The organism is Bacillus paramycoides (assembly GCF_038971285.1).
Classification (GTDB): domain Bacteria; phylum Bacillota; class Bacilli; order Bacillales; family Bacillaceae_G; genus Bacillus_A.
Genome location: NZ_CP152427.1, coordinates 1,993,439 through 2,020,416, shown reverse-complemented (window position 1 = coordinate 2,020,416; position 26,978 = coordinate 1,993,439). Strand labels below are relative to the sequence as shown.

The 26,978-nt window shown below is 35.0% G+C and carries 28 protein-coding genes and 1 other annotated feature; of the genes, 10 read left to right on the top strand and 18 right to left on the bottom strand.

Annotation, left to right across the window (positions count from 1 at the left end):
• Positions 1–22: 22 nt before the first annotated feature.
• The 5 genes from argS to AAG068_RS10500 form a co-directional block, all read right to left on the bottom strand.
• Positions 23–1,711, bottom strand: coding sequence for an arginine--tRNA ligase (gene argS / locus AAG068_RS10520; RefSeq protein ID WP_342719226.1), 1,689 nt, complete (start codon positions 1,709–1,711; stop codon positions 23–25).
• 47 nt (positions 1,712–1,758) lie between these two features.
• Positions 1,759–1,973 (bottom strand) — a binding site (T-box leader).
• Positions 1,974–2,013: 40 nt separating this feature from the next.
• On the bottom strand, positions 2,014–2,790 hold the full coding sequence (locus tag AAG068_RS10515; protein WP_342719225.1) for a class I SAM-dependent methyltransferase: 777 nt from the start codon (positions 2,788–2,790) through the stop codon (positions 2,014–2,016).
• A 49-nt stretch (positions 2,791–2,839) separates the two neighbouring features.
• Positions 2,840–3,274 (bottom strand): BrxA/BrxB family bacilliredoxin, encoded by a 435-nt coding sequence (locus tag AAG068_RS10510; RefSeq protein WP_098387880.1) that lies wholly within the window; start codon positions 3,272–3,274, stop codon positions 2,840–2,842.
• A gap of 83 nt (positions 3,275–3,357) precedes the next feature.
• Positions 3,358–3,741 carry a thiol-disulfide oxidoreductase DCC family protein gene (locus AAG068_RS10505; protein WP_342719224.1) on the bottom strand — a complete coding sequence of 128 codons (384 nt, stop codon included), beginning with the start codon at positions 3,739–3,741 and terminating at the stop codon, positions 3,358–3,360.
• A gap of 3 nt (positions 3,742–3,744) precedes the next feature.
• A complete protein-coding gene (locus AAG068_RS10500) occupies positions 3,745–4,872 on the bottom strand; it encodes a conserved virulence factor C family protein (RefSeq protein ID WP_342719223.1) in 1,128 nt (375 codons plus the stop codon).
• A 258-nt stretch (positions 4,873–5,130) separates the two neighbouring features.
• Between AAG068_RS10500 and AAG068_RS10495 the strand changes: the two genes are divergently transcribed.
• Positions 5,131–6,264 carry an FAD-dependent oxidoreductase gene (locus tag AAG068_RS10495; RefSeq protein WP_342719222.1) on the top strand — a complete coding sequence of 378 codons (1,134 nt, stop codon included), beginning with the start codon at positions 5,131–5,133 and terminating at the stop codon, positions 6,262–6,264.
• 122 nt (positions 6,265–6,386) lie between these two features.
• Positions 6,387–6,977: a TetR/AcrR family transcriptional regulator gene (locus AAG068_RS10490; RefSeq protein ID WP_342719221.1), complete on the top strand. Its 591-nt coding sequence runs from the start codon at positions 6,387–6,389 to the stop codon at positions 6,975–6,977.
• A gap of 25 nt (positions 6,978–7,002) precedes the next feature.
• Here AAG068_RS10490 and AAG068_RS10485 read toward each other — a convergent pair whose 3' ends face one another.
• From AAG068_RS10485 to AAG068_RS10465, 5 genes are all read right to left on the bottom strand, one after another.
• Positions 7,003–7,341 carry a single-stranded DNA-binding protein gene (locus tag AAG068_RS10485; RefSeq protein WP_342719220.1) on the bottom strand — a complete coding sequence of 113 codons (339 nt, stop codon included), beginning with the start codon at positions 7,339–7,341 and terminating at the stop codon, positions 7,003–7,005.
• A 158-nt stretch (positions 7,342–7,499) separates the two neighbouring features.
• Positions 7,500–7,754: a DUF4318 domain-containing protein gene (locus tag AAG068_RS10480; RefSeq protein ID WP_098668970.1), complete on the bottom strand. Its 255-nt coding sequence runs from the start codon at positions 7,752–7,754 to the stop codon at positions 7,500–7,502.
• Positions 7,755–7,860: 106 nt separating this feature from the next.
• A complete protein-coding gene (locus AAG068_RS10475; protein ID WP_001260642.1) occupies positions 7,861–8,592 on the bottom strand; it encodes a Bax inhibitor-1/YccA family protein in 732 nt (243 codons plus the stop codon).
• 75 nt (positions 8,593–8,667) lie between these two features.
• Entirely contained in the window at positions 8,668–10,563 is a 1,896-nt protein-coding gene (locus tag AAG068_RS10470) for an ABC-F family ATP-binding cassette domain-containing protein (RefSeq protein WP_342719219.1), read from the bottom strand.
• Entirely contained in the window at positions 10,560–11,207 is a 648-nt protein-coding gene (locus AAG068_RS10465) for an HD domain-containing protein (protein WP_342719218.1), read from the bottom strand. The genes AAG068_RS10470 and AAG068_RS10465 overlap by 4 nt, the downstream gene beginning before the upstream one ends.
• Positions 11,208–11,316: 109 nt before the next feature.
• Between AAG068_RS10465 and AAG068_RS10460 the strand changes: the two genes are divergently transcribed.
• Positions 11,317–12,240, top strand: coding sequence for a hypothetical protein (locus AAG068_RS10460; protein ID WP_342719217.1), 924 nt, complete (start codon positions 11,317–11,319; stop codon positions 12,238–12,240).
• 117 nt (positions 12,241–12,357) lie between these two features.
• On the opposite strand, the gene spoVS is transcribed toward AAG068_RS10460, so the two are convergent.
• A complete protein-coding gene (spoVS, locus tag AAG068_RS10455) occupies positions 12,358–12,630 on the bottom strand; it encodes a stage V sporulation protein SpoVS (RefSeq protein ID WP_061678591.1) in 273 nt (90 codons plus the stop codon).
• A 292-nt stretch (positions 12,631–12,922) separates the two neighbouring features.
• Positions 12,923–14,524, bottom strand: coding sequence for a lipase family alpha/beta hydrolase (locus AAG068_RS10450; RefSeq protein WP_342719216.1), 1,602 nt, complete (start codon positions 14,522–14,524; stop codon positions 12,923–12,925).
• A gap of 550 nt (positions 14,525–15,074) precedes the next feature.
• On the opposite strand from AAG068_RS10450, the gene AAG068_RS10445 reads away from it, so the two are divergent.
• Positions 15,075–15,914, top strand: a complete 840-nt coding sequence (locus AAG068_RS10445) for an arylamine N-acetyltransferase family protein (RefSeq protein ID WP_342719215.1) — start codon at positions 15,075–15,077, stop codon at positions 15,912–15,914.
• Between the two features lie 95 nt (positions 15,915–16,009).
• On the opposite strand, the gene AAG068_RS10440 is transcribed toward AAG068_RS10445, so the two are convergent.
• Both AAG068_RS10440 and exsG read right to left on the bottom strand, forming a co-directional pair.
• Positions 16,010–16,219 (bottom strand): hypothetical protein, encoded by a 210-nt coding sequence (locus tag AAG068_RS10440; protein WP_000830253.1) that lies wholly within the window; start codon positions 16,217–16,219, stop codon positions 16,010–16,012.
• Between the two features lie 215 nt (positions 16,220–16,434).
• On the bottom strand, positions 16,435–16,587 hold the full coding sequence (gene exsG, locus AAG068_RS10435) for an exosporium protein ExsG (RefSeq protein ID WP_000395678.1): 153 nt from the start codon (positions 16,585–16,587) through the stop codon (positions 16,435–16,437).
• A gap of 256 nt (positions 16,588–16,843) precedes the next feature.
• Between exsG and ric the strand changes: the two genes are divergently transcribed.
• The 6 genes from ric to AAG068_RS10405 all read left to right on the top strand — a co-directional run bounded on the left by ric (position 16,844) and on the right by AAG068_RS10405 (position 23,154).
• Positions 16,844–17,551, top strand: coding sequence for an iron-sulfur cluster repair di-iron protein (gene ric, locus AAG068_RS10430; protein WP_342719214.1), 708 nt, complete (start codon positions 16,844–16,846; stop codon positions 17,549–17,551).
• Positions 17,552–17,759: 208 nt separating this feature from the next.
• The gene (gene nirB / locus AAG068_RS10425; RefSeq protein WP_342719213.1) at positions 17,760–20,165 is read left to right on the top strand and encodes an NADPH-nitrite reductase large subunit; all 2,406 of its coding nucleotides are present in this window, start codon (positions 17,760–17,762) and stop codon (positions 20,163–20,165) included.
• 15 nt (positions 20,166–20,180) lie between these two features.
• Complete coding sequence (nirD, locus tag AAG068_RS10420; protein ID WP_342719212.1) at positions 20,181–20,498, top strand: nitrite reductase small subunit NirD; 318 nt, start codon at positions 20,181–20,183, stop codon at positions 20,496–20,498.
• Positions 20,499–20,556: 58 nt separating this feature from the next.
• Positions 20,557–21,981 (top strand): uroporphyrin-III C-methyltransferase, encoded by a 1,425-nt coding sequence (locus AAG068_RS10415; RefSeq protein ID WP_342719211.1) that lies wholly within the window; start codon positions 20,557–20,559, stop codon positions 21,979–21,981.
• Complete coding sequence (locus tag AAG068_RS10410; RefSeq protein WP_342719210.1) at positions 21,978–22,688, top strand: sirohydrochlorin chelatase; 711 nt, start codon at positions 21,978–21,980, stop codon at positions 22,686–22,688. The genes AAG068_RS10415 and AAG068_RS10410 overlap by 4 nt, the downstream gene beginning before the upstream one ends.
• Positions 22,681–23,154, top strand: a complete 474-nt coding sequence (locus AAG068_RS10405) for a precorrin-2 dehydrogenase (protein ID WP_342719209.1) — start codon at positions 22,681–22,683, stop codon at positions 23,152–23,154. The genes AAG068_RS10410 and AAG068_RS10405 overlap by 8 nt, the downstream gene beginning before the upstream one ends.
• 302 nt (positions 23,155–23,456) lie before the next feature.
• Here the strand turns inward: AAG068_RS10405 and AAG068_RS10400 are convergent, their stop codons facing one another.
• From AAG068_RS10400 to AAG068_RS10385, 4 genes are all read right to left on the bottom strand, one after another.
• On the bottom strand, positions 23,457–24,374 hold the full coding sequence (locus AAG068_RS10400) for an AEC family transporter (RefSeq protein WP_342719208.1): 918 nt from the start codon (positions 24,372–24,374) through the stop codon (positions 23,457–23,459).
• Between the two features lie 615 nt (positions 24,375–24,989).
• The gene (gene narK, locus AAG068_RS10395) at positions 24,990–26,159 is read right to left on the bottom strand and encodes a nitrate transporter NarK (RefSeq protein ID WP_000841865.1); all 1,170 of its coding nucleotides are present in this window, start codon (positions 26,157–26,159) and stop codon (positions 24,990–24,992) included.
• An 80-nt stretch (positions 26,160–26,239) separates the two neighbouring features.
• Positions 26,240–26,473, bottom strand: coding sequence for a molybdopterin converting factor subunit 1 (moaD, locus tag AAG068_RS10390; RefSeq protein ID WP_342719207.1), 234 nt, complete (start codon positions 26,471–26,473; stop codon positions 26,240–26,242).
• Entirely contained in the window at positions 26,470–26,940 is a 471-nt protein-coding gene (locus AAG068_RS10385; RefSeq protein ID WP_342719206.1) for a molybdenum cofactor biosynthesis protein MoaE, read from the bottom strand. The genes moaD and AAG068_RS10385 overlap by 4 nt, the downstream gene beginning before the upstream one ends.
• Positions 26,941–26,978: the final 38 nt, after the last annotated feature.

The following is a 26,978-nucleotide window of genomic DNA, read 5'->3' as shown; positions in this document are numbered from 1 at the left end:
GGTTTGTCAGTTTACTACTATATTACATCTCCTCAGGTGCCTCCACCCCAAGTAAACGTAATCCCTCTTTTAATACAACCGTCACAGCATACACTAATGCGAGTCTGCTGTCTTTCTCTTCGCTCTCTTCTAATATACGAACATTACCGTAATATTTATTAAACGATTGTGCTACATCCAATACATATTTTGAAATGATTGATGGCTCATTTTTGTTGAAGGCTGCTTCAATTATTTGAGGGAATTTATTCAATAATTTTACGACGCTCCAGCTATGATCATCTTTTAATGCAAATGTACACGTTTCAAATTCTACACTTTCTTTTCTTAAAATAGAGCACGCACGTGCATGTGTGTACTGTACATACGGTCCTGTTTCACCTTCAAATTTCAGCATGTTTTCTAATGAGAATTCGATATTATGCATACGCTCGTTTTTTAAATCGTGAAAGATAACTGCGCCAACACCGACTTGCTTCGCTACTTCTTCTTTCTGTTTTAAATTTGGATTTTTCTCTTCAATATTTTGTTTTGCAAGGTCTATTGCTTCTTCAAGTACTTCTTCGAGTAAAATAACTCTTCCTTTACGTGTCGACATTTTCTTACCGTCTTTTAAAATGAACCCAAACGGTACATGTTCCATGCCGTCAACCCAATTGTAGCCAAGCTTTTTTAATACAGTGAAAAATTGATTAAAATGTAAACTTTGTTCTGGGCCAACAACATATAACGCTTTATCAAATGCATATGTGTTTTGACGATATAACGCTGCCGTTAAGTCACGTGTTGCGTAAATCGTTGCACCATCGGATTTTCTAATTAAGCAAGGCGGCATTCCCTCTTCTTCTAAATTAACGACTAACGCGCCTTCTGACTCTTCAAGCAAATCATGCCCCTCTAAAATCCCAATAAAATCTTCCATCAAATTATTATAAAAAGCTTCTCCTTGAAAATTAGTAAATTCAACACCGAGAAGTTCATAAATACGAGAAAATTCTTTTAAAGATTCGTGACGGAACCAATTCCAAAGCTCAACAGCTTCTTCATCACCTTCTTCTAACTTCTTAAACCAAGCGCGTCCATCTTCTTCTAATTCTTCATCGTCTTTTACCTCTTCATGGAATTGCACATATAACTTAAATAGTTCACGTATTGGATCCTCTTTCACTACTGCTTCATTTCCCCATTTTTTATAAGCGGTAATTAACTTTCCAAACTGTGTGCCCCAGTCTCCAATATAATTAATTCCTACAACTTCATAACCACATTTTTCAGCGATATGTTTCAGTGAATTTCCAATCATTGTAGAACGTAAATGCCCCATTGAAAAAGGTTTCGCGATATTAGGAGAGGAATAATCGATAACTACCGTTTTTTCACAACCAAAGTGATTTTGACCGTACTCTTCTTTCTTCGCTAAAACCGTTTTTAATACATCATCACTTACCGTTTCACGATTAAAAAACACATTTACATAAGGACCAACAGCCTCTACTTTCGTAAAAAATGGATCACTTAATTTCTCCGCAACTTCTTTTGCGATAATAGCTGGTGATTTTTTATATTGCTTCGCAAGTGAAAAACATGGAAATGCTGCATCACCGAATTCATCTTGTTTCGACGTTTCGATTAAATCTAAAATTTGATTTTGCGTTAATTCATTCGTAAAAATATCGGATAAACTTTCCGCAAACTGCGTTTTATAATCCATGCTATATAACCTCCTTATTTTTTTAAACACAAAAAACTCGTCTCTAAAAAAGAGACGAGTTTAAACCCGTGGTACCACCCTTGTTGTTCATTACGAACCACTTTCCCGTTTATAACGAGGACAGGGGGCCTCGGCTTACTCTACTATTCGTTCAAGAAGCATCTCCGAAGTGCGCTTCATCTTTTCCTTCCGCACTAGGCTCACACCATCCCTAGCTCGCTTTCCTTCTAAAAAAGACTACTCTCTTCATCACCGACAGTATATTTAATTAATTATTGCTTATTATACATCTTTTCAAACAATTAGCAAGGGTCAATTACACCAAAGTGAAACTTAGCACTTTTTCTTTTGTATACGTGAAAATTATGTTTTTCAAATCTAGAACTACGGAAATGATCTTTCAGAACGACACGCTTTCTCGCCACACGCTTCGCTTCTGCAATTGTTTCGTCAGTAATATCATGATACAAAGCGAAGTGTTTTAATCCTTTTATTCCATCTGATTCTATAACAGTTTCTTCAAACATTGGATCAAGGTACACAACATCATAACTATTGTCTTCACATTGTGTTAAAAATGCATAATGCTCCGTTTGCTTCACATCAATTCGTTGCATTGCCTCATCAATTTCAGAAACAGATGAAGACCATGTTTTCAAACCATTTCCCATAATATAAGCCATATACTCATTGCCTTCAAGTCCCGTTACTTTTCCGCTTTTACCAACAATATAACTAGCTACAATACTATCTGATGCCATACCGAGCGTACAATCTAACACTGTCATTCCGCTCTCTAATTGCGTAGCTTGTACAAACGGATCGTGTTCTCCGCGCATTAATCTTTTCACACGAAACATCGCTGAGTTTGGATGAAAGAAAAACGACTCCTCCGTTCCTTTTGGGTAAATGGCTAATCGTTTTTTGCCTACGACAAGTACATCTTGTTCATACTGCTCATGTAGTTTATGTACTGGTATATCATTACGTTTAACGAATGAACGATTTAATTCTGTGGCTACCTGCTTTGCATAATCTGTCATTTCTTTATTCGTTCTTCCTGCTGTTGTTACTATCATTGTTTCACCTCTATATAAAGAAAAGAGGGAGATTTACTCTCCCCCTTCTTTAGCAATTCTTTTCGAAAGCTTGTTCTAAGTTCGTAATAATTTCGTCCATAGTTGCACCTTCAATTTCATGACGGTGAATGAAGTGAACAACTTCTTTTCCTTTTAATAATGCCATAGATGGTGAAGATGGAGGAATTTCTCCGAAGTATTCACGCATTTTTGCAGTAGCATCTTTATCTTGACCTGCGAATACAGTTACAAGATGATCAGGTTGTTTTTCAGCACGAACAACCGCTTGACCTGCTGATGGACGTGCTAAACCAGCTGCACATCCACAAACTGAGTTTACAACTACTAAAGTTGTACCTGTTGCGTTTTCCATAAATTCTGTTACAGCTTCCTCTGTAGTTAACTCTTCAAATCCAGAACGCACTAATTCTTGGCGCATTGGGATTACCATTTGGCGCATGTATTCTTCATAAGCATTTGACATCTTGTAATCTCTCCTTCAACTTTCATTCCAAATTCATCATATCACGCTCTATTACTAGGTGCAAAAGAAAGATAACGATGATTTCATTTTTTTGTAGGGATTTCACAAACCCCTTCACGGCAATGTCCAACTGGGACAAGTTTTCTATTGTTAGCGATATAATCGTATACTTTACTTCCAAATCCGAGCATGATAGATAGTTTTATAAAAGGAACAGCAAACCAGTAAGATGGAACAGCCTTTGCTAATACATGTATGCTATGAATTCCTTCATACCACTTATTAGTTTTTAAAATATATAATCTTTGTTCCATCTTGCTTTGTAGTTCTTGAGAAAGTTCATACTTCTCAACTACATCTTCATCTCGAAATGAAACAAATTTCATCTTACCCTTTTTATCTAATTTTTTCGTACGTTCTGCAACCGCCGTACACATCGGGCACCAACTATCATAGAAAATAATCATACATTATTCCCCTTTACGAGACTCCGTCATTTGTTTCCATACAGAACCTTTTGCTTCTTCTCCACCTTCAATACGCTCTAATGCTAGACGTGCTTGCATCGCTACTTCAAACTCTGGATCATCTTGCGCTGCTTTTAATGCCGGAATCGCACTTTCATCTCCGAGTTCAAATAAGAACATAGCTGCACGCCAGCGTACTAATTTACTTGAATCTTTCAGAGATTTAATCATAACGAACATCGCCGCCGGATTACCTACATCTGATAAGCAATCGCCCGCTGTACGGCGAACACTTACTGAACGATCTAATAGCGCTTTATATAATAACGGCAACACTTCATCACCTTTTACCATACCTAAATACGCTGTTGCTAAACGGCGAATCGAAACTTTTTCATCATCTAACGCCATCTTCAACACTGGAATATCTTCTTCAGTAGGATCCATTTGTTCTAATGCTGCGAAACGTTTTTTCCAGTCAGCATCTTTCATCATCTCTTCTGTTACTTTATATGGCTCACGCTTTTGAATCGTTACTTCAACAGCACCTGCCTGATTTAATAATTCTTTGACCGTTTCATTTACACGTTCTTCTGGATAAGCAGCAACAATCTCTTCTACTACTTCTTTCCCGATTTCTTCCAAGTTACCGTAACGTGTACTTTGTTCCACCCATTTACGCTCTTTTACAACGTTTGGTGCAGACATTTGCACTTTCATAATTGATTCTTTAAAACGATCTGGTAAACCAACACGTTCTTCTGTCGTTCCATCTGTTAACTTTACTTGCATTGGAATTGTAAAGAACATTTGAACAAACACTTTCACTTCCCCAAAATGAGCAAGTTGCTGTTCTTCATTTTCTTCTACTACTTCTTCACCGAAAACAGCACGAACTTGTTGTAATAAAACTTTCCAGTCATACTTCGCATTTCGCTCCACTGCTAAAAAGTCGGCTACATGATATACACCTTTAATGCCTTCAATTTTCAAAATTTCTTGCACTTGCATTGGTGCTTGTTCTTTATTTTCATTTGTATAATTATTACGTGCTCCTGATGGTAATACTTCATTCAAAATAACTTTCATTGTATTTGGACTTGGCGTCGGTTCAATTGCTTTAATCTTCACGTAAAAAACTCTCCTTTATTGCATGTTCTTAGCTGTATTGTAACATGTTATCACTCTATACTCCTACTCGGATGCTTAATTTTACTATTTACTTTTCTACATTGCTGGGAAGTTTCATTCATTCTATTTTCACCTAATCGTTCCATAACTATAGTTAAAAGTATAATTGACAATTACATAAAAAGGGATTAACCTTAACTCATAAAATGACCGTGGTCATTTTATGAACAAAGTCATTCAAAGGTGGAGTGATAACAAATGAACAATGTCATAATTATTGGTGGCGGTATTGCTGGTCTATGTGCAGCAATTTCCTTACAAAAGATAGGAATAGAAGTAACAGTATATGATAAAAATACTGAGCCTACTGTTGCTGATGCAGGTATTATCATTGCTCCGAATGCAATGCAAGCACTTGAACCATACGGAATTTCTGAGAGAATAAAAAAATTCGGCAACGAAAGTGACGGCTTTAAGCTTGTATCCGAAAAAGGAACTATTTTCAATAAATTGATTATCCCAGCTTGTTATCCAAAAATGTACTCTATTCATAGAAAAGATTTACATCAATTACTACTTTCTGAACTACAAGACGATACTATCGAATGGGGAAAAGAATGTGTAAAAATAGAACGAAATGAAGAAGACGCCTTAAAAATAGTATTTCAAGATGGTAGTGAAGCATTTGGCAATATACTCATTGCTGCCGATGGTATTCATTCTGTCGTTCGAAAACAAGTAACACAAAGGGATAATTATCGTTATGCAGGATATACATGTTGGCGCGGCGTAACTCCTACTAATAACATTTCTTTAACAAACGATTTTATTGAAACTTGGGGAACAAACGGTAGATTTGGTATCGTCCCTCTACCAAATAACGAAGTATACTGGTATGCGCTTATAAATGCGAAAGCTAGAGATCCAAAATACAAGGCTTACACAACAGCAGATTTATATAATCATTTCAAATCTTACCACAATCCCATACCATCTATATTAAATAATGCATCGGACGTTCATATAATTCATCGTGATATTGTAGACATTACGCCAATGAATCAGTTTTTTGAAAAACGCATCGTCTTTATTGGGGATGCTGCCCATGCTCTTACTCCTAATTTAGGCCAAGGTGCTTGTCAGGCGATTGAAGATGCGATTATTTTGGCTGAATGTATTAAGAATAATGCTCATTATCGTCAAGCATTTATGGAATATGAACAAAAAAGACGAGATAGAATTGAAAAAATCTCAAACACTGCATGGAAAGTTGGAAAAATGGCGCAAATAGAAAGTAAACCCTTAACTATAGTAAGAAACAAAGTAATGAAACGTATGCCGAAATGGATTTCTGAAAGGCAAGCACATGAACTATACAACTTTCATTTATAACAAAAATAAGAAACAGTATTCTCTATCCTTCTTTCAATTACAATAAACTTAATCATGAAGTAAGATTTTATTTGAGATTATCTATTAAACAGATATAATTGTTTGTGTTAGGAGTAGATTATATGCTGAGAGAAACGAGAAAAAAAGAATTAAAAGAACTTATATTCCTAAAAGCAGTACAACTCTTCCAAGAACGCGGGTACCAAAATGTAACGGTTCAAGATATTACTACTGCATGCGGGATTGCAAAAGGAACGTTCTTCAATTACTTTCCGAAAAAAGAAAACATATTATTATTTTTAGGTGATTCTCAAATTGAACTATGGAATGAAAGTTTAAAAACATATGAAAATGTAGAACATCCAAAAGAAAGAATTAAACTTGTTCTAGGAGACTTACTAGACCGTTTTACTGGACATGGCGATTTAATGAAGCATGCCATCTTTGAGATTATAAAGTCTAATTACTTAGTAGAAAATGAAGTGAAAAGTATACAGCAGCTACAAGAAGGTTTGTCTTCAATTATTACAGAGGCGAAAGAAACAGGAAAATTAAACAGTCAATGGGATATACATATTATCACTTCTACTATTATGAGTACTTATTTTTATACTTTAATGTCCCATTCACTATTACATGCTAATGAAATAAACGCGAAAAATACACTCAATCAACAATTAGATGTTGTTTGGGAAGGTATCAATCAAAAATGATAGAGGGCTATACTACTAAGCCCTCTTATTGTGATGCCCCCTCCCGCCTTTTCTCCAAAAATGTAATATTTTCAATCACTACTTCCGTTATATATATTCTCTTTCCTTGGTCATCCTCGTAATTCCTCGTATGAATACGTCCGGTAATTCCAACAAGTGAGCCTTTCGTACAATATTCAGTTACATTCTCAGCTGACCTTCTCCATATCGTGCAATTAATAAAATCTACTTGCTGCTCACCTAAACTATTTCGAAAACCTCTATTCACCGCAACACATACTCGTGCATACGCGACGCCTTGCTTTGTGTAGTATAATTCTGGCTCCTTTGTCAATCTACCGATTAATACAACTCGATTCATCATAAGTTATACCACCTCACATATTTTTCTTCATTGTAAATAAAAATGTATAAAGGGTAAAAAGCGTAAAATAATATATTTTAAAGTAAAAAAGATTATTTTTTATGCTATAAAAGAAAAAAAGAAACCTTACATATTTTAAACATGTAAGGTTTCAAAATTTATACTTCACTGCATGAAATGTAATAACCACCGCGAGCCATTTTTATCTCAACGCGGTACATTACATTTTCTAAGTAAAAAGTAATCGGTTTAACTTTACTCTCGAATTTTAGTCTTTCATTACATTCAGCCGCATATCCCTCTATTGCTGAAGTAATAACTTCTGATGATGGATACGTTAAAGCATCATCTAGTTCTATGAAAAAACTTTTAGAAAATAGCTTTTTCATAATCCCTTTCTTCTCTTTCATCATATTCCATCCCCCTTGAACTCAAGTTACTACCATCCACATTATACCATATATTCAATTTACCTTTAAAAATAAAAAAATCCTGCATTTTTCATGCAGGATTTTTTTATTAGTCATTTTTCGTAAAGTAAGAAACGAAACGAAGAATTTCTAAGTATAACCAAACTAATGTAAGCATTAGTCCCATTGCAGTGTACCACTCCATATATTTCGGAGCTTGACTACGTACACCATTTTCGATTAAATCGAAATCTAGTAATAAGTTTAATGCAGCAACTACGATAACAACTGCACTAATAATAATACCGATTGTACCACCTTGGTGAATGTACGGAACCGTTACACCAAACATGTTTAGTAGAAATACGACTAAGTACATAACCATAATTCCAAGTGTTGCTGCCATCACGCCTGTACGGAATTTATCCGTTACTTTTACTACGCGTGTTGCATATAACACTAACATTGCAAATAGAATTGAGATTGTTAGTAATACAGCGTTTAAAACGATAGAATCGCCAAACTTCATTGTATAAACAGCTGAAATACTACCTAATACAACCCCTTCTACCGCCGCATAGATTGGTGCACCAAAAGGTGAAATACGCGGGAAGAACATAGACGCAAATGCGATGATTGCCGCAACGATTAAAGCACCAATTAATACTGGCATTTTCATCGTACCCTCTATCATCTGTATGTATGAATAGACAGACGTTGCAAGTAGCAAGATAAGCATAATAAACGTTTTGCCTACTGTTCCGCCAATAGTCATCGCAGAAGCACTTGCTCCTTCTTTACGAAATGCCTCTTTTTTCAACATTGGATTAGATGTTCTCATTTTTTCCCTCCTAAAATAGGTTCTACCAATAGTGTAAAGTTTTTCTCTTTACTTTTCAATATATGCAGCTTGTTTTTATTTTAATCCTTCAACAATGTCCGATAGTTCACTCCATCTTTCCATCGTTTTTTCTAGCTCTTCTTCTGTTTTTTGCTGTGCTTCAGATAATTCTTGTGCCTTTGTGAAATCAGAACCAACATTTGCAAGCTCTTCTCCAATTGACTCAAGTTTTTCTTCAAGTTCTGCAATTGTATCTTCAATTGTTTCCCATTCGCGCTGTTCGTTATATGAGAGTTTACGCTTACGTTGTTGTTTCGGCACTTCTTCTACTACTTTTTTCTCTTTTTGTACTTCCGCTTTCTCAATAAGTTCTCTCGTTTTTTCCATTTCTAAGTAATCCGTATAACTACCTAGAAATTCGCGCACTTCTCCTTCTCCCGTAAAGATGAACAATTCATCTACTACTTTATCTAAGAAGTAACGGTCATGCGATACAGTTAAAACGACACCTGGGAAATCTTCTAAATAATCTTCTAACACCGTTAATGTTTGTGTATCTAGATCATTCGTAGGCTCATCCAGTAATAGTACGTTCGGTTCTCCCATTAATATACGTAATAAATATAAACGTCTTCTCTCGCCACCAGATAATTTGCCAAGCGGTGTACCATGTGAATGTGGTGGGAATAAGAAACGTTCTAACATTTGAGACGCACCAATTACTTTTCCGTCTGTCGTATGAATGACTTCCGCGATTTCTTTAATGTATTCAATCATACGTTGATTTAAATTCATCTCTTCATTTTCTTGCGTATAATAAGCGATTTTCACTGTTTGCCCAACTTCAATTTCACCACTATCAGGAGATATTTTACCTGCAAGCATATTTAATAACGAAGATTTCCCGCTACCATTCGCTCCAATAATTCCGATACGATCGCCTGGTTTCACAATATGATTAAAGTTGTTCAATACAGTTTTATCACCGAATTTTTTCGTTACATCTTTTAACTCTAGTACTTTTTTCCCAAGACGGCTACCGCTAAGCGCAATATCAACTGACTGTTTTGCAGCTGGTCCTTCTTGACCTTTTAACTCTTCAAAACGTTGAATACGTGCCTTTTGCTTAGTCGAACGAGCTTTTGCACCACGGCGAATCCACGCTAGTTCGCGGCGATATAAGTTTTGACGTTTTGATTCTTGCGCAAGTTCTTGTTCTTCACGAAGTGCTTTCGCTTCTAAAAACGTACTGTAATTCCCTTCATAACTATACAGTTTTCCATTATCTAATTCGAAAATACGATTCGTCACACGATCTAAGAAGTAACGATCATGGGTTACAAGTAATACTGCACCTGTATATCGTGCTAAATATTCCTCTAACCACTCAACTGTCTCATGGTCAAGATGGTTCGTAGGCTCATCTAAAATTAATAGATCTGGTGTTTCAATAAAACACTGCGCCATCGCAATACGTTTTTTCTGTCCACCAGATAAATTTCCAACAATTGCTGTGAAATCAGTAATTCCTAATTTCGTTAATAACGATTTTGCGTTCGCATTTGCTTCCCACGCACTCATCGCATCCATACGTTGTTGCACTGCAAATAATTGTTCCTGTACTTTTTCATTGCTTGGATCTTTTTCGATATGTAATAGCGCCTTTTCATAGTCACGAAGAAGACGAATTAAAGGTGTATCACCATGGAAGACTTGCTCTAATACTGTTAATTGCTCATCAAACTCCGGTTGCTGTGATAAATAACTAATTGTATACCCACGTGAATGAGTCATATCACCTGTATCAGCAATTTCAGCTCCTGCAATGATTTTTAATAAAGTTGATTTACCTGTACCATTTACACCGATAATTCCGGCACGTTGTCCTTCTGCAATACTAAATGATAATCCATCAAATAACGGTTTTTCTCCATATGATTTTGATAAGTTTTCCACAGTTAACATTTTCATATTTGTGCATTCCACTCTTTCATAAATTGTTCAATAAACTGTTCCATATAACGATGACGAACTTCCGCCTCTTGTTTTGCTGCGTTCGTATTCATTAAGTCTTTTAGTTTCAAAAGTTTTTCATAGAAATGGTTTAAAGAAGGATCGTTATTTTTTCTATATTCCTCTTTCGTCATCACTTCACGAGGCGGAATAGTTGGATCATACATTAATCTCCCTTTCGCTCCACCATACGCAAATGTGCGAGCTATTCCAATTGCACCAAGAGCATCTAAGCGATCCGCATCTTGAACAATCTTCCCTTCAAGTGACTCTACTTTACCGCCATGACCACCTTTATAAGACATATTGGCGATGATATGAAGAACATGTTTACTTTCCTCTTCTTCCACATGTAACTCTTCTAACCAATCAGAAACTTTTTTCATTCCTGCTTCTTCACTTTCATTTAACTTCTCATCAGCCACATCGTGAAGTAATGCTGCCATTTCAATTATAAAACGATTTCCTCCTTCTTGCTCGGATAAAGAAATCGCCAGTTTATGTACGCGCTCAATATGATACCAATCATGCCCACTCGCATCTTTTTCTAAAATATGTTTTACAAAAGTAATTGTTTTTTGAATCTTTTCTTGTTTTGTCATTTTATCTTCACCCAGTTACTTATTGTAACACGCCCGCATTTTTTCATCACATATTTTCTTGTCCGCCCATACACTAGGTGGTAGGCATCATCATGAAGGAGGAATAAATATGTTCTATAATAATCAACCGCCTTATCCACAACAACCATTTTACCCTCAACAACAAGAACAAAGATACACAGAACAATATGAAGAACAAGAGCCACAAGAGCGACAATATGAACAAAATCCATACGCAACAAAACAAAACCAAGAAGCTAATTATCAACAAAATTCATTCGACACACGTCCAAATTATGAATACCCTCAAAATCCATATGCAGCACCGCAAAATCAAGAACAACAATTTCAACAAAATCCATATACAACAACGCAAAACCAAGAAGCTAATTATCAACAAAATTCATTCGACACACGTCCAAATTATGAATACCCTCAAAATCCATATGCAGCACCGCAAAATCAAGAACAACAATTTCAACAAAATCCATATACAACAACGCAAAATCAAGAAACTGAATATCAACAAAATCCATACGACACACGTCCAAATTATGAATACCCTCAAAATCCATATGTAGCACCACAAAATCAAGAACAACAATTTCAACAAAATCCATACACAACTCAGCCTCAACAACCACAATATCAGCCGCAAATGTACCAACCAAACTATGACGCGCGTGTTTCACCGCCAGCACCACCAACAATTGATCCGACACAACCACAAATCTTACCACCAGGACCTACATTCGATATTACACAGCCTCAAATCTTACCGCCTGGACCAATTACAGAACCAACGCAACAACAAATTCAACAAGTTGTCGGTACACAGTTTTTACCTTTAAAGAAACCTGTACTAGATTTCGTAAAACCTTGGGTAGATTACGGTTTAAATGAAGCAAAACATACATCACACAAACACGCTTTAACAGAAGTTGCGGCGATTATGTTTTTAGTTGGGAAAGGGTTCAACCCGACGATTGCACATTATATTGTGGAATCTTGGGAGAAGAATGAGCAGTTTTAGGGTTGTTTATTTCATTTTAAATAAAACAAAAAAAGTGTCACAAATGCCTGATTTATAGCATTTGTGACACTTTTTGTTTGTTATGTTAAATGTCATTTCAATAGTGAATTACTGCAGTTACCTTTTCTTTCTAGGACCAATAATTAATTTAATCGCCGTTCTTTCTTGATCATTAATCGTAACCTCTTGAAATGCTGGAACGAAAGCTAAATCGATACCACTTGGAGCAACAAATCCTCTTGCGATTGCTATTGCTTTAATCGCTTGATTTAAAGAACCAGCCCCAATTGCTTGAATTTCTACATTTCCACTTGTTCTTAGTACACCTGCAATTGCACCTGCCACTGAATTTGGTTTTGATTTTGAAGATACCTTTAATATATTTTCCATGTAAGTTGCTCCCTCTATTATTTAATCTCTCTTTTGTTACGGCTTAAAATATTTCAACGTATCTTTAACTACTATTCACACCAAAAGCAAACAATGCTACATAAGTACATTCATTCGATACTTTTTCTCTTCTTCCTGCCCAACTACTTAAAATAAAGAACGACAACTAAAGGCTTTAATATACAAACTTCCCATTATACTTTTCTGTTAATCTAATAAATGTGAAAAAAGTACCGAACTCTTCTACTGCAAAAGTTCGGTACTTTTTATATTAAAAGCTTCTCATTCCTTCTTACTTCTCCACATAAACTGACTTAACAATTGTACGACTATAAGGTTGTCCTTCTTTATTCATCCCTTTTATATCCATCGTAACGTTATATACTCCTGGTTGCTTTATATCCTTCAAAGCACCCGTAAATGTATTGTTATTAACATTTTGTAATTCACTATATTCAGAGACTAGTTTTCCTTCTTTATTCAAGACTCTTACTGTTATAGAAAGATCTCCTTTCATTTCAGGTGCCATAGGTGATTTTTTCAGTTTATACTCAGATTTATTCGCTTTAACTTTTGTAGGCATTTGAAGAACAAATGGTGCGCCAGTCTTGTAATCGCTTACAATCAAGTATACATCTTTCGACTGCTTCGCCATCATTTTAACTTTCCATTCTCCTACATCCATTTTATCAAATTTAAATGTTCTAATTGTTGCACCACCAAAGAAAGATTCCCCTTCACCAGTAGTTATAACGCTATCCTTATTTGTATACATTTTTCCTTTTGGTGATATCATTTGTACTTCTACATCAGACGAAGCAGTTAATATAGAAACGATTCCTTCAGCTTTTTTATCAACCGCAACAGTTTGCTCTATCCACTGATTTTGTGGCAATTCTCCTCCTAAAATGTTTTGGTTTGAATTTGTATTTAATTGTTCTATGTTTTCATTTGAACTAGTGCTGGATGCTACTAAAGCTGGTACGGCTACATTTGATGTACGTAAATATGGCTCAATTCGCGAGAAAACAGCAGATCCTTTTCGTATGTTATCATGATCAAATCTAGAATCTGTAAATAAATGAGTTCCATACGGCAACTTAGCACTCCATTCATTTACTAGTCCATCATTCGAACCGTACGATGACAAATATAACCCGCCCATAGATAACGCAGAAAATACTGGTCCCCAGCTAGTCCCAGTAGCGGTATAGTAACGGTTTAATTTGGCTGCTGGATTATTATCAATCGTTGAACGAAATTTTGCCATTTCCCCCATTTGTAATGAGTACGTACCATCATCTTTTTGACCTAATATAGAAGCAAGCCATCCCGCCCACCAACTATATGATAAATCAGCTAAGTTTGATCCATGATGTGGTGTCGCAAGCGTAATAACATTTCCGACAAATCGATTTGCACCATATCCTACTAATGCAGCCTGTGTATCGATACCGCCTTTACTATGTGCTACAATATTAACTTTTTTACCGAAATGATTATATATTTCTTCTAATTTTTGTGCTAACAATTTTCCGTTGTCCCACTGACTAGCTGATCCTTTTCCAGCAGCATCATATAATTGTATAAATACTGTTTGATAGCCTGCTTTCAAAGCATAGTCATACATATCATTCATATCGTGATACACTGTCTTACCATACCAACTATCAGCATTCCCATTCCTTCCTTGCACAAAGAGAATTGGAGGTTTATTCTCATCATAATTAGCAGGTTTTTGACCTAAAAACCATTCTCCAGGTGTAAAGACTTCTTGATCTGGAAAGCCTGTTTTAAGCTCTTTTACAACTTCTGCTCGCACATTTGTGCTAATCATTGGAACCATGATAAAAAATACAATTAGTAAGGCAACACATCTTCTCATCAATCGCATATTACTCCCCCCACTTTTTTTGAAAGAAGGTGCTCTTTGTAATACTTTTTTATCTTCTCTCTTAATACTAGATAATCTTTTTACTTAAACAAAATCTTGTCCCTATTCCCACGAGATTACTAGTACCCCTTCTTCCTTAACACACGTTATTCTCTTTGTTTCTATCTCTTCCTTTTGAGAGAACACTATAAAAAAGTTTCTCAATAATTGTTAACCGTACTAAATCCAAATATCTCTAAATCATTATTGTTTATATAAAGTATACAAATCTTGAAAAAACTTTAGTAAAAAAACACTTTATTACCACCTAGTTATAAAAAAGATTAATGAAGATATGTACTTTTATTTAATTTAATACAAAACAAACGAATAAAAGCTTATGCTGTAAGACTTTCCTACGATTAAAGATTAAACTGAAATTTCTAAATAGATAGTAAGGTTTCCAGAAACATATATTATGATAATTTTCGCAGACTTGAATTAAACTTTTAGAAGTACTAACCTATCGGTGAGCAGAAGAAAATTCTGTAAAAAGAAAGGAGAATGCTTTATGATGACCAATTTACAAAAGGAGTTTTTTAAACGACTAAAAATTCCTGCAAAAGAAATAACATTTAATGATTTAGATGAAATTCTCTTGAAAATGGGCTTGATTCTCCCCTATGAAAATCTCGATATTATGGCTGGTACTATTAAAAACATCTCAAAAAATAACTTAGTAGAAAAGTTACTAATTCAAAAACGAGGCGGTCTTTGTTATGAATTAAACTCCTTATTGTATTACTTTTTAATGGATTGTGGGTTTCAAGTATATAAAGTAGCCGGTACTGTTTATGATCTTTACGATAATAAATGGAAACCCGATGATGGTCATGTCATTATCATATTAAATCATAATTATAAAGATTATGTTATAGACGCAGGTTTTGCATCTCATCTACCTTTACATCCAGTCCCTTTTACCGGAGAAGTCATCTCTTCTCAAACGGGAGAATATCGAATTCGCAAACGAACTACCCGAAAAGGTACACACATTTTAGAAATGAGAAAAGGAGCTAACGGGGAATCTACAAATTTCTTGCAATCTGAACCTTCACACGAATGGAAAATAGGCTATTCCTTTACTTTAGATTCAATAGATGAGAAAAAGGTGAATAACATTCAAAAAGTGATTGTAGAACATAAAGAATCTCCTTTTAATAAAGGGGCTATTACTTGTAAATTAACTGATTATGGGCACGTATCATTAACAAATAAAAATTATACAGAAACCTTTAAAGGCATCAAAAATAAACGACCAATTGAATCAAAAGATTACGCTCGCATTCTTCGTGAATCTTTCGGAATAACACAAGAAAAATATGTAGGAAAAACACTAGAAAGAGGATAGTTGACTAGAAGTATTTCATAATAAAGCAGATTCCATATTTAGAATCTGCTTTATTTTATATTTTGTTATAAAAAAATTTGTTTTGCTCTTACCCTTTAATTCTCAATTATATACTCATCATCATATTTATCGTATTGGAGCCCTGACCCTATTTTTGATTCCGTAACTTGATCTCTTAAAAACGGTGCAGCTTCCATTTTGCTAGTTGCAATTTCAATTCCATATTTTTTCGTTAAATGGGCTAATTCTATTAAAAACCACTCTCTTCGTAATGTGACTGGAATATCAAATGTTCTTCTTTTCATATATAATAGCACCTCTTTTATTTTCATAGCTAAAAAAATATCACTGAATGTACTATTTAAAACTACCTTTCATCACAAACATCCAATGAAACATTATAGTATATGCATGTCCATTTTAAACGTGCTATTAAAAAAAGAATACTTCAGTTTACATAAAATAATTATGTATTAGTAGAAAGAGGCTTGTCCTCCTCTTTCTACTCTAGAGATTTAAATTAAGAACATCTTGGTACACCTAAAGCTAAGAATAAACCTGCTACTCCCGCAGTAATCGGTACTTTTAACGTAATAACATCGTCTACTTTCGTTACTAAAAAGAAAGCATTACCTTCTTGTAATATACAAGTCACCAACAATTGGAATTCCATTCAAATCTCCTCCTTTCAATCGTTATATTATACTTTATGGATTTTATTAAAAAATGTAATAGGAAATATATCCATTTTCTCCTATATGCAAATAAATGTTCATCAGTCTATTAAAAATATTAATGTACTCTGTTAAATACCACTCCTATTATCCTCAAAACTGACACATTATAAGTGATTTCAATCACCACATTGTTTTTCATTTATCGCTATTCTTAATTTAGATATTACATTTAAACGTTATGGAGGAATTCATATGGAACATACATTTACTGAAACTTCAATTGTTGGTGAGATTGTTACACAATTTCCGAAGGCTAGTGATCTTTTTAAATCATATAGAATAGATTTTTGTTGTGGTGGTAATAAGCCACTTATTGATGCAATTCATGAAAGAAATTTATCAGCTTCTGAAGTAATTACAGAGTTAAATACGCTTTATCATAATACGAAACGATTAAATGAATCTGAAATTGATTGGAAAAGTGCTTCTTATCGTGAATTGATTGATTATGTAATTCATAAGCATCATCGTTATTTAAATGAAGAGTTACCACAGTTAAGTCCATATGTGACGAAAGTATTACGTGTGCATGGAGTAAATCAGCCTCATTTAGCTCAAATTCATAAGCTATTTCATGAACTTAAAATGGAATTAGAACAGCATTTAATTAAAGAAGAAACGGAAGATTTTCCATTAATTTTAGAATTTGAACAAAATCCAACTGATGAATACTATGCAAAGTTACGTAAAGTAGTAGATGAACTAGAAAATGAACACAATCATGCCGGAAATATTATAAAAGAGCTTCGTAAAGTGACAAATGACTTTACTCCTCCAGAAGGAGCTTGCGGCACTTATCGACTTGTGTATCAACGCCTTGAAGCGCTAGAGTCTGATTTATTTGAGCATATTCATTTAGAAAATAATATTTTATTTCCACGTGCCATTACGAGAGCATAAATCAAGTGCAGGACATGAGTGTAAATACTTATGTCCTGCTTTTTCATTTTGCGAAAAATATCCACGCCCCCCTCACACAAATCCGAATTTTAACAATTTGTGAATCATTATATAAGTGTGATAAATATCACATCTCCTCCTTTTTTGATTTTCTATAATAGAAATATAATCCTTTGTTCAATATTTCACATAAAAAGGGGAAACGAAAATGAAAAAACGTTTAGTTATGATCGGAAATGGTATGGCTGGCATTCGATGTATGGAAGAAATCTTAAAACATGATAGTGATTCATATGAGATTACTATTTTTGGAGATGAACCGCATCCAAACTACAACCGCATTATGCTCTCTCATGTTTTACAAGGCAAAACAAATATGCAAGATATCATTATGAATGAATACAATTGGTATGAAGAAAACGAAATAACTTTGTATACAAATGAAAGAGTTCAAAGTATTAACAGAGAAGAAAAAATTATTATCACTGAAAAGAATCGTACTGTTACATATGACAAACTCATTATCGCAACAGGTTCTAGTGCTTTTATTTTACCTGTTGAAGGTTCCACACTTCCTGGTGTAACAGGTTTTCGAACTATTGAAGATACACAATTTATGATTGATACTGCTAAAAAAAAGAAAAAGGCCGTAGTCATTGGTGGTGGATTACTTGGTTTAGAAGCCGCAAGAGGTCTAATTGATTTAGGAATGGACGTACATGTTGTTCATTTAATGCCTAGCTTAATGGAGCAACAACTAGATACGAAAGCAGCTTCTCTTCTGCGTGAAGATTTAGAAGCACAGGGCATGAAGTTTTTAATGGAAAAGAAAACTGTAAAAATTCTTGGTACAGATCATGTTGAGGGCATTCAATTTGAAGATGGTGAAGTTGTAGATTGTGATTTAATCGTAATGGCTGTCGGAATACGACCAAATACGAAAATAGCAAGAGATGCTGGTCTAATTGTCAACCGAGGTATTGTAGTCAATGACTATATGCTAACAAATGATGAATCCATTTATGCAGTTGGCGAATGTGCAGAACATGATGGTATCGTATATGGACTTGTTGCCCCTCTTTATGAACAAGGCACAATATTAGCGAAACATATAACAAATTTACAAACGAATGGATATACAGGCAGTATCGTTGGTACGCAATTAAAAGTTGCTGGCTGTGATTTATTCTCTGCCGGCCAAATTTATGAAGATGATCAGACGAAAGCAATATCAATCTTTGATGAATGTAAACGTTCCTATAAGAAAGTATTAATTTGCGACAATAAAGTTGTCGGTATCGTTTTATATGGTGACGCAGCTGATGGTACACGTCTCTTTAGCATGTTAAAGAAAGAAGAAGATATACAAGAATATACAGCCGCTTCCCTTCTTCACAAAGCTGGTGAAGAAAGTGAACTTGACGTTGCTACAATGAGTGCGGATGACACGATTTGTGGATGTAATGGTGTTACGAAAGGTACAATCGTTCATGCCATTTTAGAGCAAGAGTTAACTACTTTTGAAGAAGTAAAAGGATGCACGAAAGCCGCAGGATCTTGTGGTAAATGTCGTCCGCTTGTGGAACAAGTTTTATCTCATACACTCGGAGATGCTTTTGATGCTTCTGCGCAGTCTACTGGCATGTGTGGATGTACAACTTTATCACGTGATGAAGTCGTAGCAGCCATTCACGAGAAAGGTTTAAAATCTCCAAAAGAAGTACGAAATGTGCTTGGTTTTGTACAGGAAGACGGCTGTTCGAAATGCCGCCCTGCTTTGAACTACTATTTACGTATGGCGATTCCAGAAGAATATGAAGATGATAAAGCGTCTCGCTTCGTTAACGAAAGAATGAATGGTAACATCCAGCACGATGGTACATTCTCTGTTATTCCACGTATGTACGGAGGTGTTACAACAGCAGATGATTTAATGAAAATTGCTGAAGTTGCGAAAAAATACGATGTTCCTCTTGTGAAAATTACAGGCGCGAGCCGAATCGGCTTATATGGTATTAAGAAACAAGATTTACCTAACGTATGGGCTGACTTGCATATGACTTCGGGATATGCGTATTCAAAATCGCTTCGTAATGTCAAATCCTGTGTTGGTTCTCGCTTCTGCCGTTTCGGTACGAAAGATTCATTAGGACTTGGTATGCTACTTGAACAATCATTAGAAATGGTAGATACACCACATAAAATGAAGATGGGTGTAACAGGCTGTCCACGTAACTGTGCGGAAGTACTAACGAAAGATTTTGGCGTTGTTTGTGTCGAAAATGGATACCAACTTTATATTGGCGGAAATGGTGGTACAGAAGTACGTGAAGCTGATTTTGTCATGATCGTCCCTACTGAAGATGATGTCCTTCGCATCGCTACAGCTTACATGCAATATTATCGTGAAACTGGTATTTACGGAGAACGTACTGCCTACTGGACTGAACGTTTAGGATTCGATCACATAAAAGAAATACTACAAGATGCAAGTATGGTTACTACGTTAAATGAACGCTTCCAAACAGCTCGTAGCACATATAGGGAAGCGTGGGGACAAGCACTAGAAACGAAGTCATTAAAAGCGATGTATGAAGTAGAAACTGTGAAATAAGGAGCTGTGATCTATATGGTACAAACGAAAGAAAAAATAAAAGTTATGCGTGCGGAAGATCTTCCGATTCAAATCGGTAAAGAAGTGCAAATGAAAGGTATGTCTATCGCCCTATTTCGTCTTTCAAATGGTGAGATTCGAGCTGTAGAAAATCGTTGTCCTCATAAAAACGGGCCGTTAGCAGAAGGAATTGTATCTGGAGAATTCGTATTTTGTCCGCTGCATGATTGGAAAATCTCACTAATAACAGGTGAAGTTCAAAAACCTGATGACGGCTGTATTCAAACATACGAAGTAGAAGTTATTAATGGTGACATTTATTTATACATGTAATTTACGAAAGGAAGCCTCCTCTGGCTTCCTTTTAAATAAAAATAGATGAGGTGCAATTATGAACGGATATGTATATTTAGTTGGTGCAGGACCAGGTGATGAAGGGCTTATTACAAAGAAAGCGATAGATTGTTTAAAGCGTGCAGATATCGTTTTATATGACCGTTTATTAAACCCTTTCTTTCTTCATTATACAAAAGAAACATGTGAACTTATTTATTGCGGAAAGATGCCAAAGAATCATATTATGCGACAAGAAATGATTAACGCCCACCTCCTTCAATTTGCGAAAGAAGGAAAAATCGTTGTCCGCTTAAAGGGTGGAGATCCCTCTATTTTTGGCCGTGTTGGTGAAGAAGCAGAAACTTTAGCAGTAGCGAACATTCCATATGAAATTGTACCAGGTATTACATCTAGCATCGCCGCTAGTAGCTATGCAGGTATCCCCCTCACCCACCGTAACTACAGTAATAGCGTCACTTTACTAACTGGGCATGCGAAAGGCCCTTTAACCGATCATGGAAAATATAATTCATCCCACAATAGCGACACAATTGCCTACTACATGGGTATAAAAAACTTACCTACAATTTGCGAAAACTTACTACAAGCAGGAAAAAAAGACGTTACGCCAGTAGCAGTCATTGAATGGGGTACAACTGGAAAACAACGCGTTGTCACAGGAACTCTTTCAACCATTGTTTCTACCGTCAAAAACGAAAATATTTCTAATCCCTCAATGACAATTGTTGGTGATGTCGTTTCCTTACGGGATCAAATCGCTTGGAAAGAACGTAAACCATTACATGGGAAAAAAGTTTTATTTGCATCCGCAACGAATAAAACAAGTTCAACGAAGCAAAAGTTACAAGAAGCCGGTGCAGAAATATATCAAATTCCTACTTTCAAAAAGGTAGAATACACATTAACACTTGAACAGATCAATGAAATTTTCAACGTTAATCGTCTTGTTTTTTGTTCAGCTGAAAGTGTAGAAATATTGATGCGATCATGTAGTAAACACCAAAAAGATATTCGTTCTTTACAGGCGCAACTACAACATATGAACGTTGCCACTCAAGAAAAACTTATACAATATGGGCTACTAAGTAAACAAGCAGAGTTCTCTTCCGATACAACTGTTTATTTAGGACGAAATATTAACCGAATTGCTTTTATTCAAGAGAAAATTGGTGCTGGCTCCTATATGATGACTCATGAATATACAATTGATCATCGCTTCGATGAAGTCCATTCTCGGATGCTTTGTGAATTCTCATGGGATAGCATTGTGTTTGACGGCCGTGCTTCAATTGATACATTTTTATCAGAAATAAAACGACTTGGCTTTATCGATATCCTTACTCTTCCTTTCTCGTATACCGACGTTCCAACTTTACACTATGCGAATAAAGTTGGTTTTCATCATGTAGATGAGCAATTACAAAATATGATTATGAAGAAAGATTTGGTGATACGATGAAAGGAATTGTATATGTTGGACACGGGAGTCGCTTGCAAGAAGGTAATGAACAATTCATTCATTTTGTTCAATCTGCTATGAAAGAACGTAACGAAAGAATTCAAAAAATAGCTTTTCTAGAACTAACAACACCTACCATTTCGGATGCAGTTACAGAAACGATACTAGAGGGAGCAACTGAAATCATGATTGTACCTGTTTTATTATTTGCAGCAGCTCACTATAAACGTGATATTCCTTTTGAAATAGAACAACTACAAAAGAAATATCCACAAATTACATTTTCAGTTGTACCTCCTTTTAGTACGCATCCACATATGGTGGAACTTGTAGTAAAAAGAATACGTGAAACTGTGCCAATGCAAGGTGGTAGTATTTTACTCGTAGGTCGAGGCAGTAGTGATCCACAGCCGATATATGAGTTACAACAAATCGGAGCAACTGTCGAACGAAAACTCGGCATGCCAGTATCGTGTTCCTTTTTAACGAAAGGAACACCCTCTTTTACTGCTGAGCTGAAGACTATAACATCGACTGCCTCCCATGTATATGTCATGCCGTACCTTCTCTTTACCGGACTGTTGCTTCAAAAGATTAAGTTGCATACGAAAAAATACAATCACGTTACGACTTGTAACTGTCTTCAGTTTGATACATATATGAAGTTAACATTGTTAGGACGAATGGAGGAATGTGTGTATGTATAACATGTACCCTCTTATGCTTAATTTAAATAACAAAGTGGTCGTTATTATTGGTGGAGGTAAAATCGCATATCGAAAAGCGTCCGGATTAAAAGATACAGGCGCTTTTGTCACCGTTATCAGCCCAGAGATTTGCGAAGAAATGAAAGAACTCCCTTATATTACTTGGAAGCAAAAAACTTTTACTAATGATGATATTAAAGATGCTCACCTTATTTATGCAGCTACAAATCAACATGCTGTAAATATGATGGTCAAACAAGCCGCCCATGATTTTCAATGGGTCAACGCTGTAAGTGATGGTACAGAATCATCGTTTCACACACCGGGTGTCATCCGAAATAATGAATATATTGTAACGATTTCAACTTCAGGTAAAGATCCATCGTTCACGAAGCGTTTGAAGCAGGAACTAACATCTATATTTCCTAAACTTATAAAAAAGCTTTCTCGTACTCACAAATTATAATCTGTTTCTTAACTAAAATCGCAATTACCTTTGGACAAACGTTTTTTAGAAGCGTTTGTTCTTTTTGTTTTGGTTTCGTTTTTTGAAATTCCATAGACAATCTGCGAAAAAAAATGAATGGTGTTGGCTACTTGTAAACAAGTAAATTTTATGACAAGCACAACATTACGAGCAACTTTTTTCAATTCAGTTTTTACATTGGATATTCATTCAACCAAATTATTGCTTGTTTATAATCATCGAAAAAAATTTACAGATTCTTTCATTTGTCGCCTCAAATCTATTCGTTTTTAAACGTATATTCAAAACAAAATATATGACAAATAAATAACGACAGTTACTGTTATAATGCTGAAAAGTGTTGAAAATAAAACGATTTGTGCATGTAGTTCTGGCTCTATTTGATACTCCATAGCAATGGTTGATGTATTTCTTGAAGTAGGAAAAGAACTTGCAATAAATAATGATTGTGCAACAATACCATCAATGTTTAGTAGGTAAATCATGGCAAGTGCTAATAATGGTCCCATCAGTAACCTTCCAATTAAAGCCCATGTTATGACTCTATGGAAAAAATTAAGCTTAATGTTGGATAATTGTGCTCCTAGCAATATGAGAGCTATGGCAACAAAACTATTCGCAAGCTGATTAAGAGGTAGAAAGATAGAATTAGGTATTTGAATTGTAAACGATTGAAAGAGAATCCCTAATACGAGCGCATGAAATACAGGCAGTCTTAGAAATGATTGAATAATACCCCTGATTGTTTTTGTTGCTGATAGTAAGTTATATATCCCATATGAATAAGTTAAAAGATTCTGGAAAATCACAATGAAAATCTGAATGGAAACCCCCACTGGATTGTGACTGAAAATCAATTGACTTACTGGTAATCCATAATTACCGGAATTCATTAACGAAATGCTATTTTTTAGAGCTGCACTTTCTCCTTTTTCTAACTTTAATGTTTTTGAAATGAAATAACTTACTAGCATTAGACTCAAACTATAAAGCATTAAATAGTACATTATCTGGAGCAACAAACCTGTTTCTATACTAATATCATATATATTCACAAATACAGCCGCTGGCATCAAACAATAATTAATAAGTGTAGATAGCTGCTTTAAGTTAAATTGGAACTTTCTTTGTAAGATTGCACCAATTAGCATCAATATTAATATTGGTAATATTACGTCTAATATAATAAAAATAAACATTTAAAACCTCATTCTACATATATTTTAGTTGGATTAAACGCCCTCTTTTCCTTAACATATCAAATATGACTCATAAAGAAAATTAGGGATTATTTATACAAATTCATAATTTTATCTTATCAACCTAAACTGTATTCTTTATTTTAAGTGTACTTTTTTACAATATCCATTAGCCTTACCCAAAAATCTGGGCCTAAAAAAATATGCAGTTTTTCTTGTTATAGATACCTCCATGCGTTTTTAAATTTAGGAATATTTAAATAAATTAATATATTTTTATACATATTAATAGATTGCTTTTAGAAAGGAGCGACTATTAATCGATTCGTTAGCGATCAATAGTCACCTTTTAATTCAAAAGTTATTATTTTCGTTCTCGATATATTTGCATTCTAAAAATTAGTTTAATCTTTGTTCTTGAGCTAACCTGCCTTTTAATTGAATAACATCTGATATCTATATTTTAACATAAAATCCCATTACCCTTCTGTTTTTCATTTTAAAACCACATTATTTTAGAAAACAAACATTTGTTAAGTTATCAATAAAAAACAAGTTGAAGCCTATTACTAAAAGAACCATCCTAGATTACTTTAGGATGGTTCTTTTTCTTTATTAATGATTCTTTAACATCACTAACAGCTTTTCTTGACTATACATCCACACTGTAATGATTAAACAAGCAAGTGCGACTTCTGATAATGCCATAAATCCAATTGCATAATGACCTGTTAGTTGGAATAGTAAAGTTAAAATTAGCGGTGGGAAGAATCCTCCTAGTCCGCCTAAAGCTGAAACGAGTCCATTTACAATACCTGCTTGTTCTGAGAAGTACATTGGAACGAGTTTGAAGATTGTACCATTACCAATACCTGCGCAAAATGCGACTAGTAAGCAACCAAATGTATACACATTCATACTAGGCATAAATGATAAAATAATACCTGAAAGTGTTAAACCGATAAATACGAAGATTAATATTTTAAATGGGTTAAATTTGTCACCGAGCCATCCACCAACCGGACGCATAATTGTTGCGAGTACAATGAATCCAGCTGTCCGCATACCTGCATCTACTTTTTCTAATCCGAAGTGAGATACTAAAAAGTTTGGCAAGTATACAGTAAATGCAACAAATGATCCGAATGTTAAAAAGTAAAAGATACATAGAAACCAAAGTTTTTCATTTTTATATACACCTTTTATTTGTTCCATTAGTGGTGTATTCACCTTTTTCTCCTTACGATCACCTAATAAAAAGTTCATAAGTGCAAACGCTGCAAGTAAAACTAAATAACACTGTACTGTCGTTCTCCAGCCAACTGAAGTTGCGATAACAGGTGCTAAGAACGAAGTAATTGCTGTACCGGCGTTACCGACACCGTAAATACCATTTACAAAACCGTGACTCTCTTTCGGAAAATATTTCGGTAAAGAAGTTACACCTACGGAGAATACGGCCCCACCGATTCCGACAAATAAACCACCAATAATTAAATCCATCATTGAATTGGCAACACTAATATAAAAGACAGGAAATAATAATAGAATAAAACTAATAAAGAATAATTTTCTTGCTCCGAAACGATTTGTCCAATAACCAATTGGAATGCGAAGAACAGAACCTAAAATAACCGGTACCGCTGTTACCATAGAAATTTGTCCCGCAGTTAATGGAATATCCGCTTTAATATAAGGCATTAATGATGATAAAATGACCCATACCATAAAACCGATAACTAGATTAGAAGTTTGTAAACTTAATTGAAAATTAGGACTTTTCATCCTGTTCCCTCCTATGTATGCATAGTTATATTCATTCCCTCCAGCCTAATCACGTCCTAACATGATTAGGCTGAAAAGAATCAACCACCACTTACTGGCGGAATCATTGCTATGACATCGCCAGTTTGAATGATGTCATCCTCATTTGCATACTCTTCATTTATAGCAACCATAATCTCATTTGAAATCGCTACGTTGTATTTCTTAATGAGTACCTTCTTTAGTTCAGTAACTGTAATATTTTCACAATCGATGTGTAATGCTGGTTTGCTTACTTCTTCTTGTAAATGTGCAAATAATAGTACTTCAATCATATTCTCATCTCCTTTCCAGGTGCGCCATTCTCATATGCTAACTTCTCTAGCTGATCACCAATCCAAGATTCACCATCTTCCCAAAACTCTTTCTTCCAAATTGGAACGATTTGTTTTATACGCTCCATAATATATTCGTTCGCCTCATAGGCTGCTTTCCGGTGTGGTGTAGAAACAGCAACGACAACAGCAAGATCAGAAATTTGTAATATACCAATGCGATGTGTAATGGCGACAAATGTCCCAGGCCACCTCTCTCCTACTTCAGTACCAATTTTCTCAAGCTGTTTTTCTGCCATTGTTTTATATGCTACATACTCTAAATATAGCGTACGACGGCCTTTCGTAAATTCTCTAACAGTACCAATGAAAGTAGTAACTGCGCCACACTCACGATGAATTACTTTGTTTGTAACTTCCTCAATTGAAATAGGTGTATCAATTACTTCATAATACGGATGTGTCATCTTGCACCTCTTATCTTCATATAAGTTAGCAATCTATT

Coding starts and splice junctions, on each gene's coding strand:
- argS (WP_342719226.1), bottom strand. CDS start 1,711: ATGGATTATAAAACGCAGTTTGCGGAAAGTTTATCCGATATTTTTACG.
- AAG068_RS10515 (WP_342719225.1), bottom strand. CDS start 2,790: ATGATAGTAACAACAGCAGGAAGAACGAATAAAGAAATGACAGATTAT.
- AAG068_RS10510 (WP_098387880.1), bottom strand. CDS start 3,274: ATGTCAAATGCTTATGAAGAATACATGCGCCAAATGGTAATCCCAATG.
- AAG068_RS10505 (WP_342719224.1), bottom strand. CDS start 3,741: ATGATTATTTTCTATGATAGTTGGTGCCCGATGTGTACGGCGGTTGCA.
- AAG068_RS10495 (WP_342719222.1), top strand. CDS start 5,131: ATGAACAATGTCATAATTATTGGTGGCGGTATTGCTGGTCTATGTGCA.
- AAG068_RS10490 (WP_342719221.1), top strand. CDS start 6,387: ATGCTGAGAGAAACGAGAAAAAAAGAATTAAAAGAACTTATATTCCTA.
- AAG068_RS10485 (WP_342719220.1), bottom strand. CDS start 7,341: ATGATGAATCGAGTTGTATTAATCGGTAGATTGACAAAGGAGCCAGAA.
- AAG068_RS10480 (WP_098668970.1), bottom strand. CDS start 7,754: ATGATGAAAGAGAAGAAAGGGATTATGAAAAAGCTATTTTCTAAAAGT.
- AAG068_RS10475 (WP_001260642.1), bottom strand. CDS start 8,592: ATGAGAACATCTAATCCAATGTTGAAAAAAGAGGCATTTCGTAAAGAA.
- AAG068_RS10470 (WP_342719219.1), bottom strand. CDS start 10,563: ATGAAAATGTTAACTGTGGAAAACTTATCAAAATCATATGGAGAAAAA.
- AAG068_RS10465 (WP_342719218.1), bottom strand. CDS start 11,207: ATGACAAAACAAGAAAAGATTCAAAAAACAATTACTTTTGTAAAACAT.
- AAG068_RS10460 (WP_342719217.1), top strand. CDS start 11,317: ATGTTCTATAATAATCAACCGCCTTATCCACAACAACCATTTTACCCT.
- spoVS (WP_061678591.1), bottom strand. CDS start 12,630: ATGGAAAATATATTAAAGGTATCTTCAAAATCAAAACCAAATTCAGTG.
- AAG068_RS10450 (WP_342719216.1), bottom strand. CDS start 14,524: ATGCGATTGATGAGAAGATGTGTTGCCTTACTAATTGTATTTTTTATC.
- AAG068_RS10445 (WP_342719215.1), top strand. CDS start 15,075: ATGATGACCAATTTACAAAAGGAGTTTTTTAAACGACTAAAAATTCCT.
- AAG068_RS10440 (WP_000830253.1), bottom strand. CDS start 16,219: ATGAAAAGAAGAACATTTGATATTCCAGTCACATTACGAAGAGAGTGG.
- exsG (WP_000395678.1), bottom strand. CDS start 16,587: ATGGAATTCCAATTGTTGGTGACTTGTATATTACAAGAAGGTAATGCT.
- ric (WP_342719214.1), top strand. CDS start 16,844: ATGGAACATACATTTACTGAAACTTCAATTGTTGGTGAGATTGTTACA.
- nirB (WP_342719213.1), top strand. CDS start 17,760: ATGAAAAAACGTTTAGTTATGATCGGAAATGGTATGGCTGGCATTCGA.
- nirD (WP_342719212.1), top strand. CDS start 20,181: ATGGTACAAACGAAAGAAAAAATAAAAGTTATGCGTGCGGAAGATCTT.
- AAG068_RS10415 (WP_342719211.1), top strand. CDS start 20,557: ATGAACGGATATGTATATTTAGTTGGTGCAGGACCAGGTGATGAAGGG.
- AAG068_RS10410 (WP_342719210.1), top strand. CDS start 21,978: ATGAAAGGAATTGTATATGTTGGACACGGGAGTCGCTTGCAAGAAGGT.
- AAG068_RS10405 (WP_342719209.1), top strand. CDS start 22,681: ATGTATAACATGTACCCTCTTATGCTTAATTTAAATAACAAAGTGGTC.
- AAG068_RS10400 (WP_342719208.1), bottom strand. CDS start 24,374: ATGTTTATTTTTATTATATTAGACGTAATATTACCAATATTAATATTG.
- narK (WP_000841865.1), bottom strand. CDS start 26,159: ATGAAAAGTCCTAATTTTCAATTAAGTTTACAAACTTCTAATCTAGTT.
- moaD (WP_342719207.1), bottom strand. CDS start 26,473: ATGATTGAAGTACTATTATTTGCACATTTACAAGAAGAAGTAAGCAAA.
- AAG068_RS10385 (WP_342719206.1), bottom strand. CDS start 26,940: ATGACACATCCGTATTATGAAGTAATTGATACACCTATTTCAATTGAG.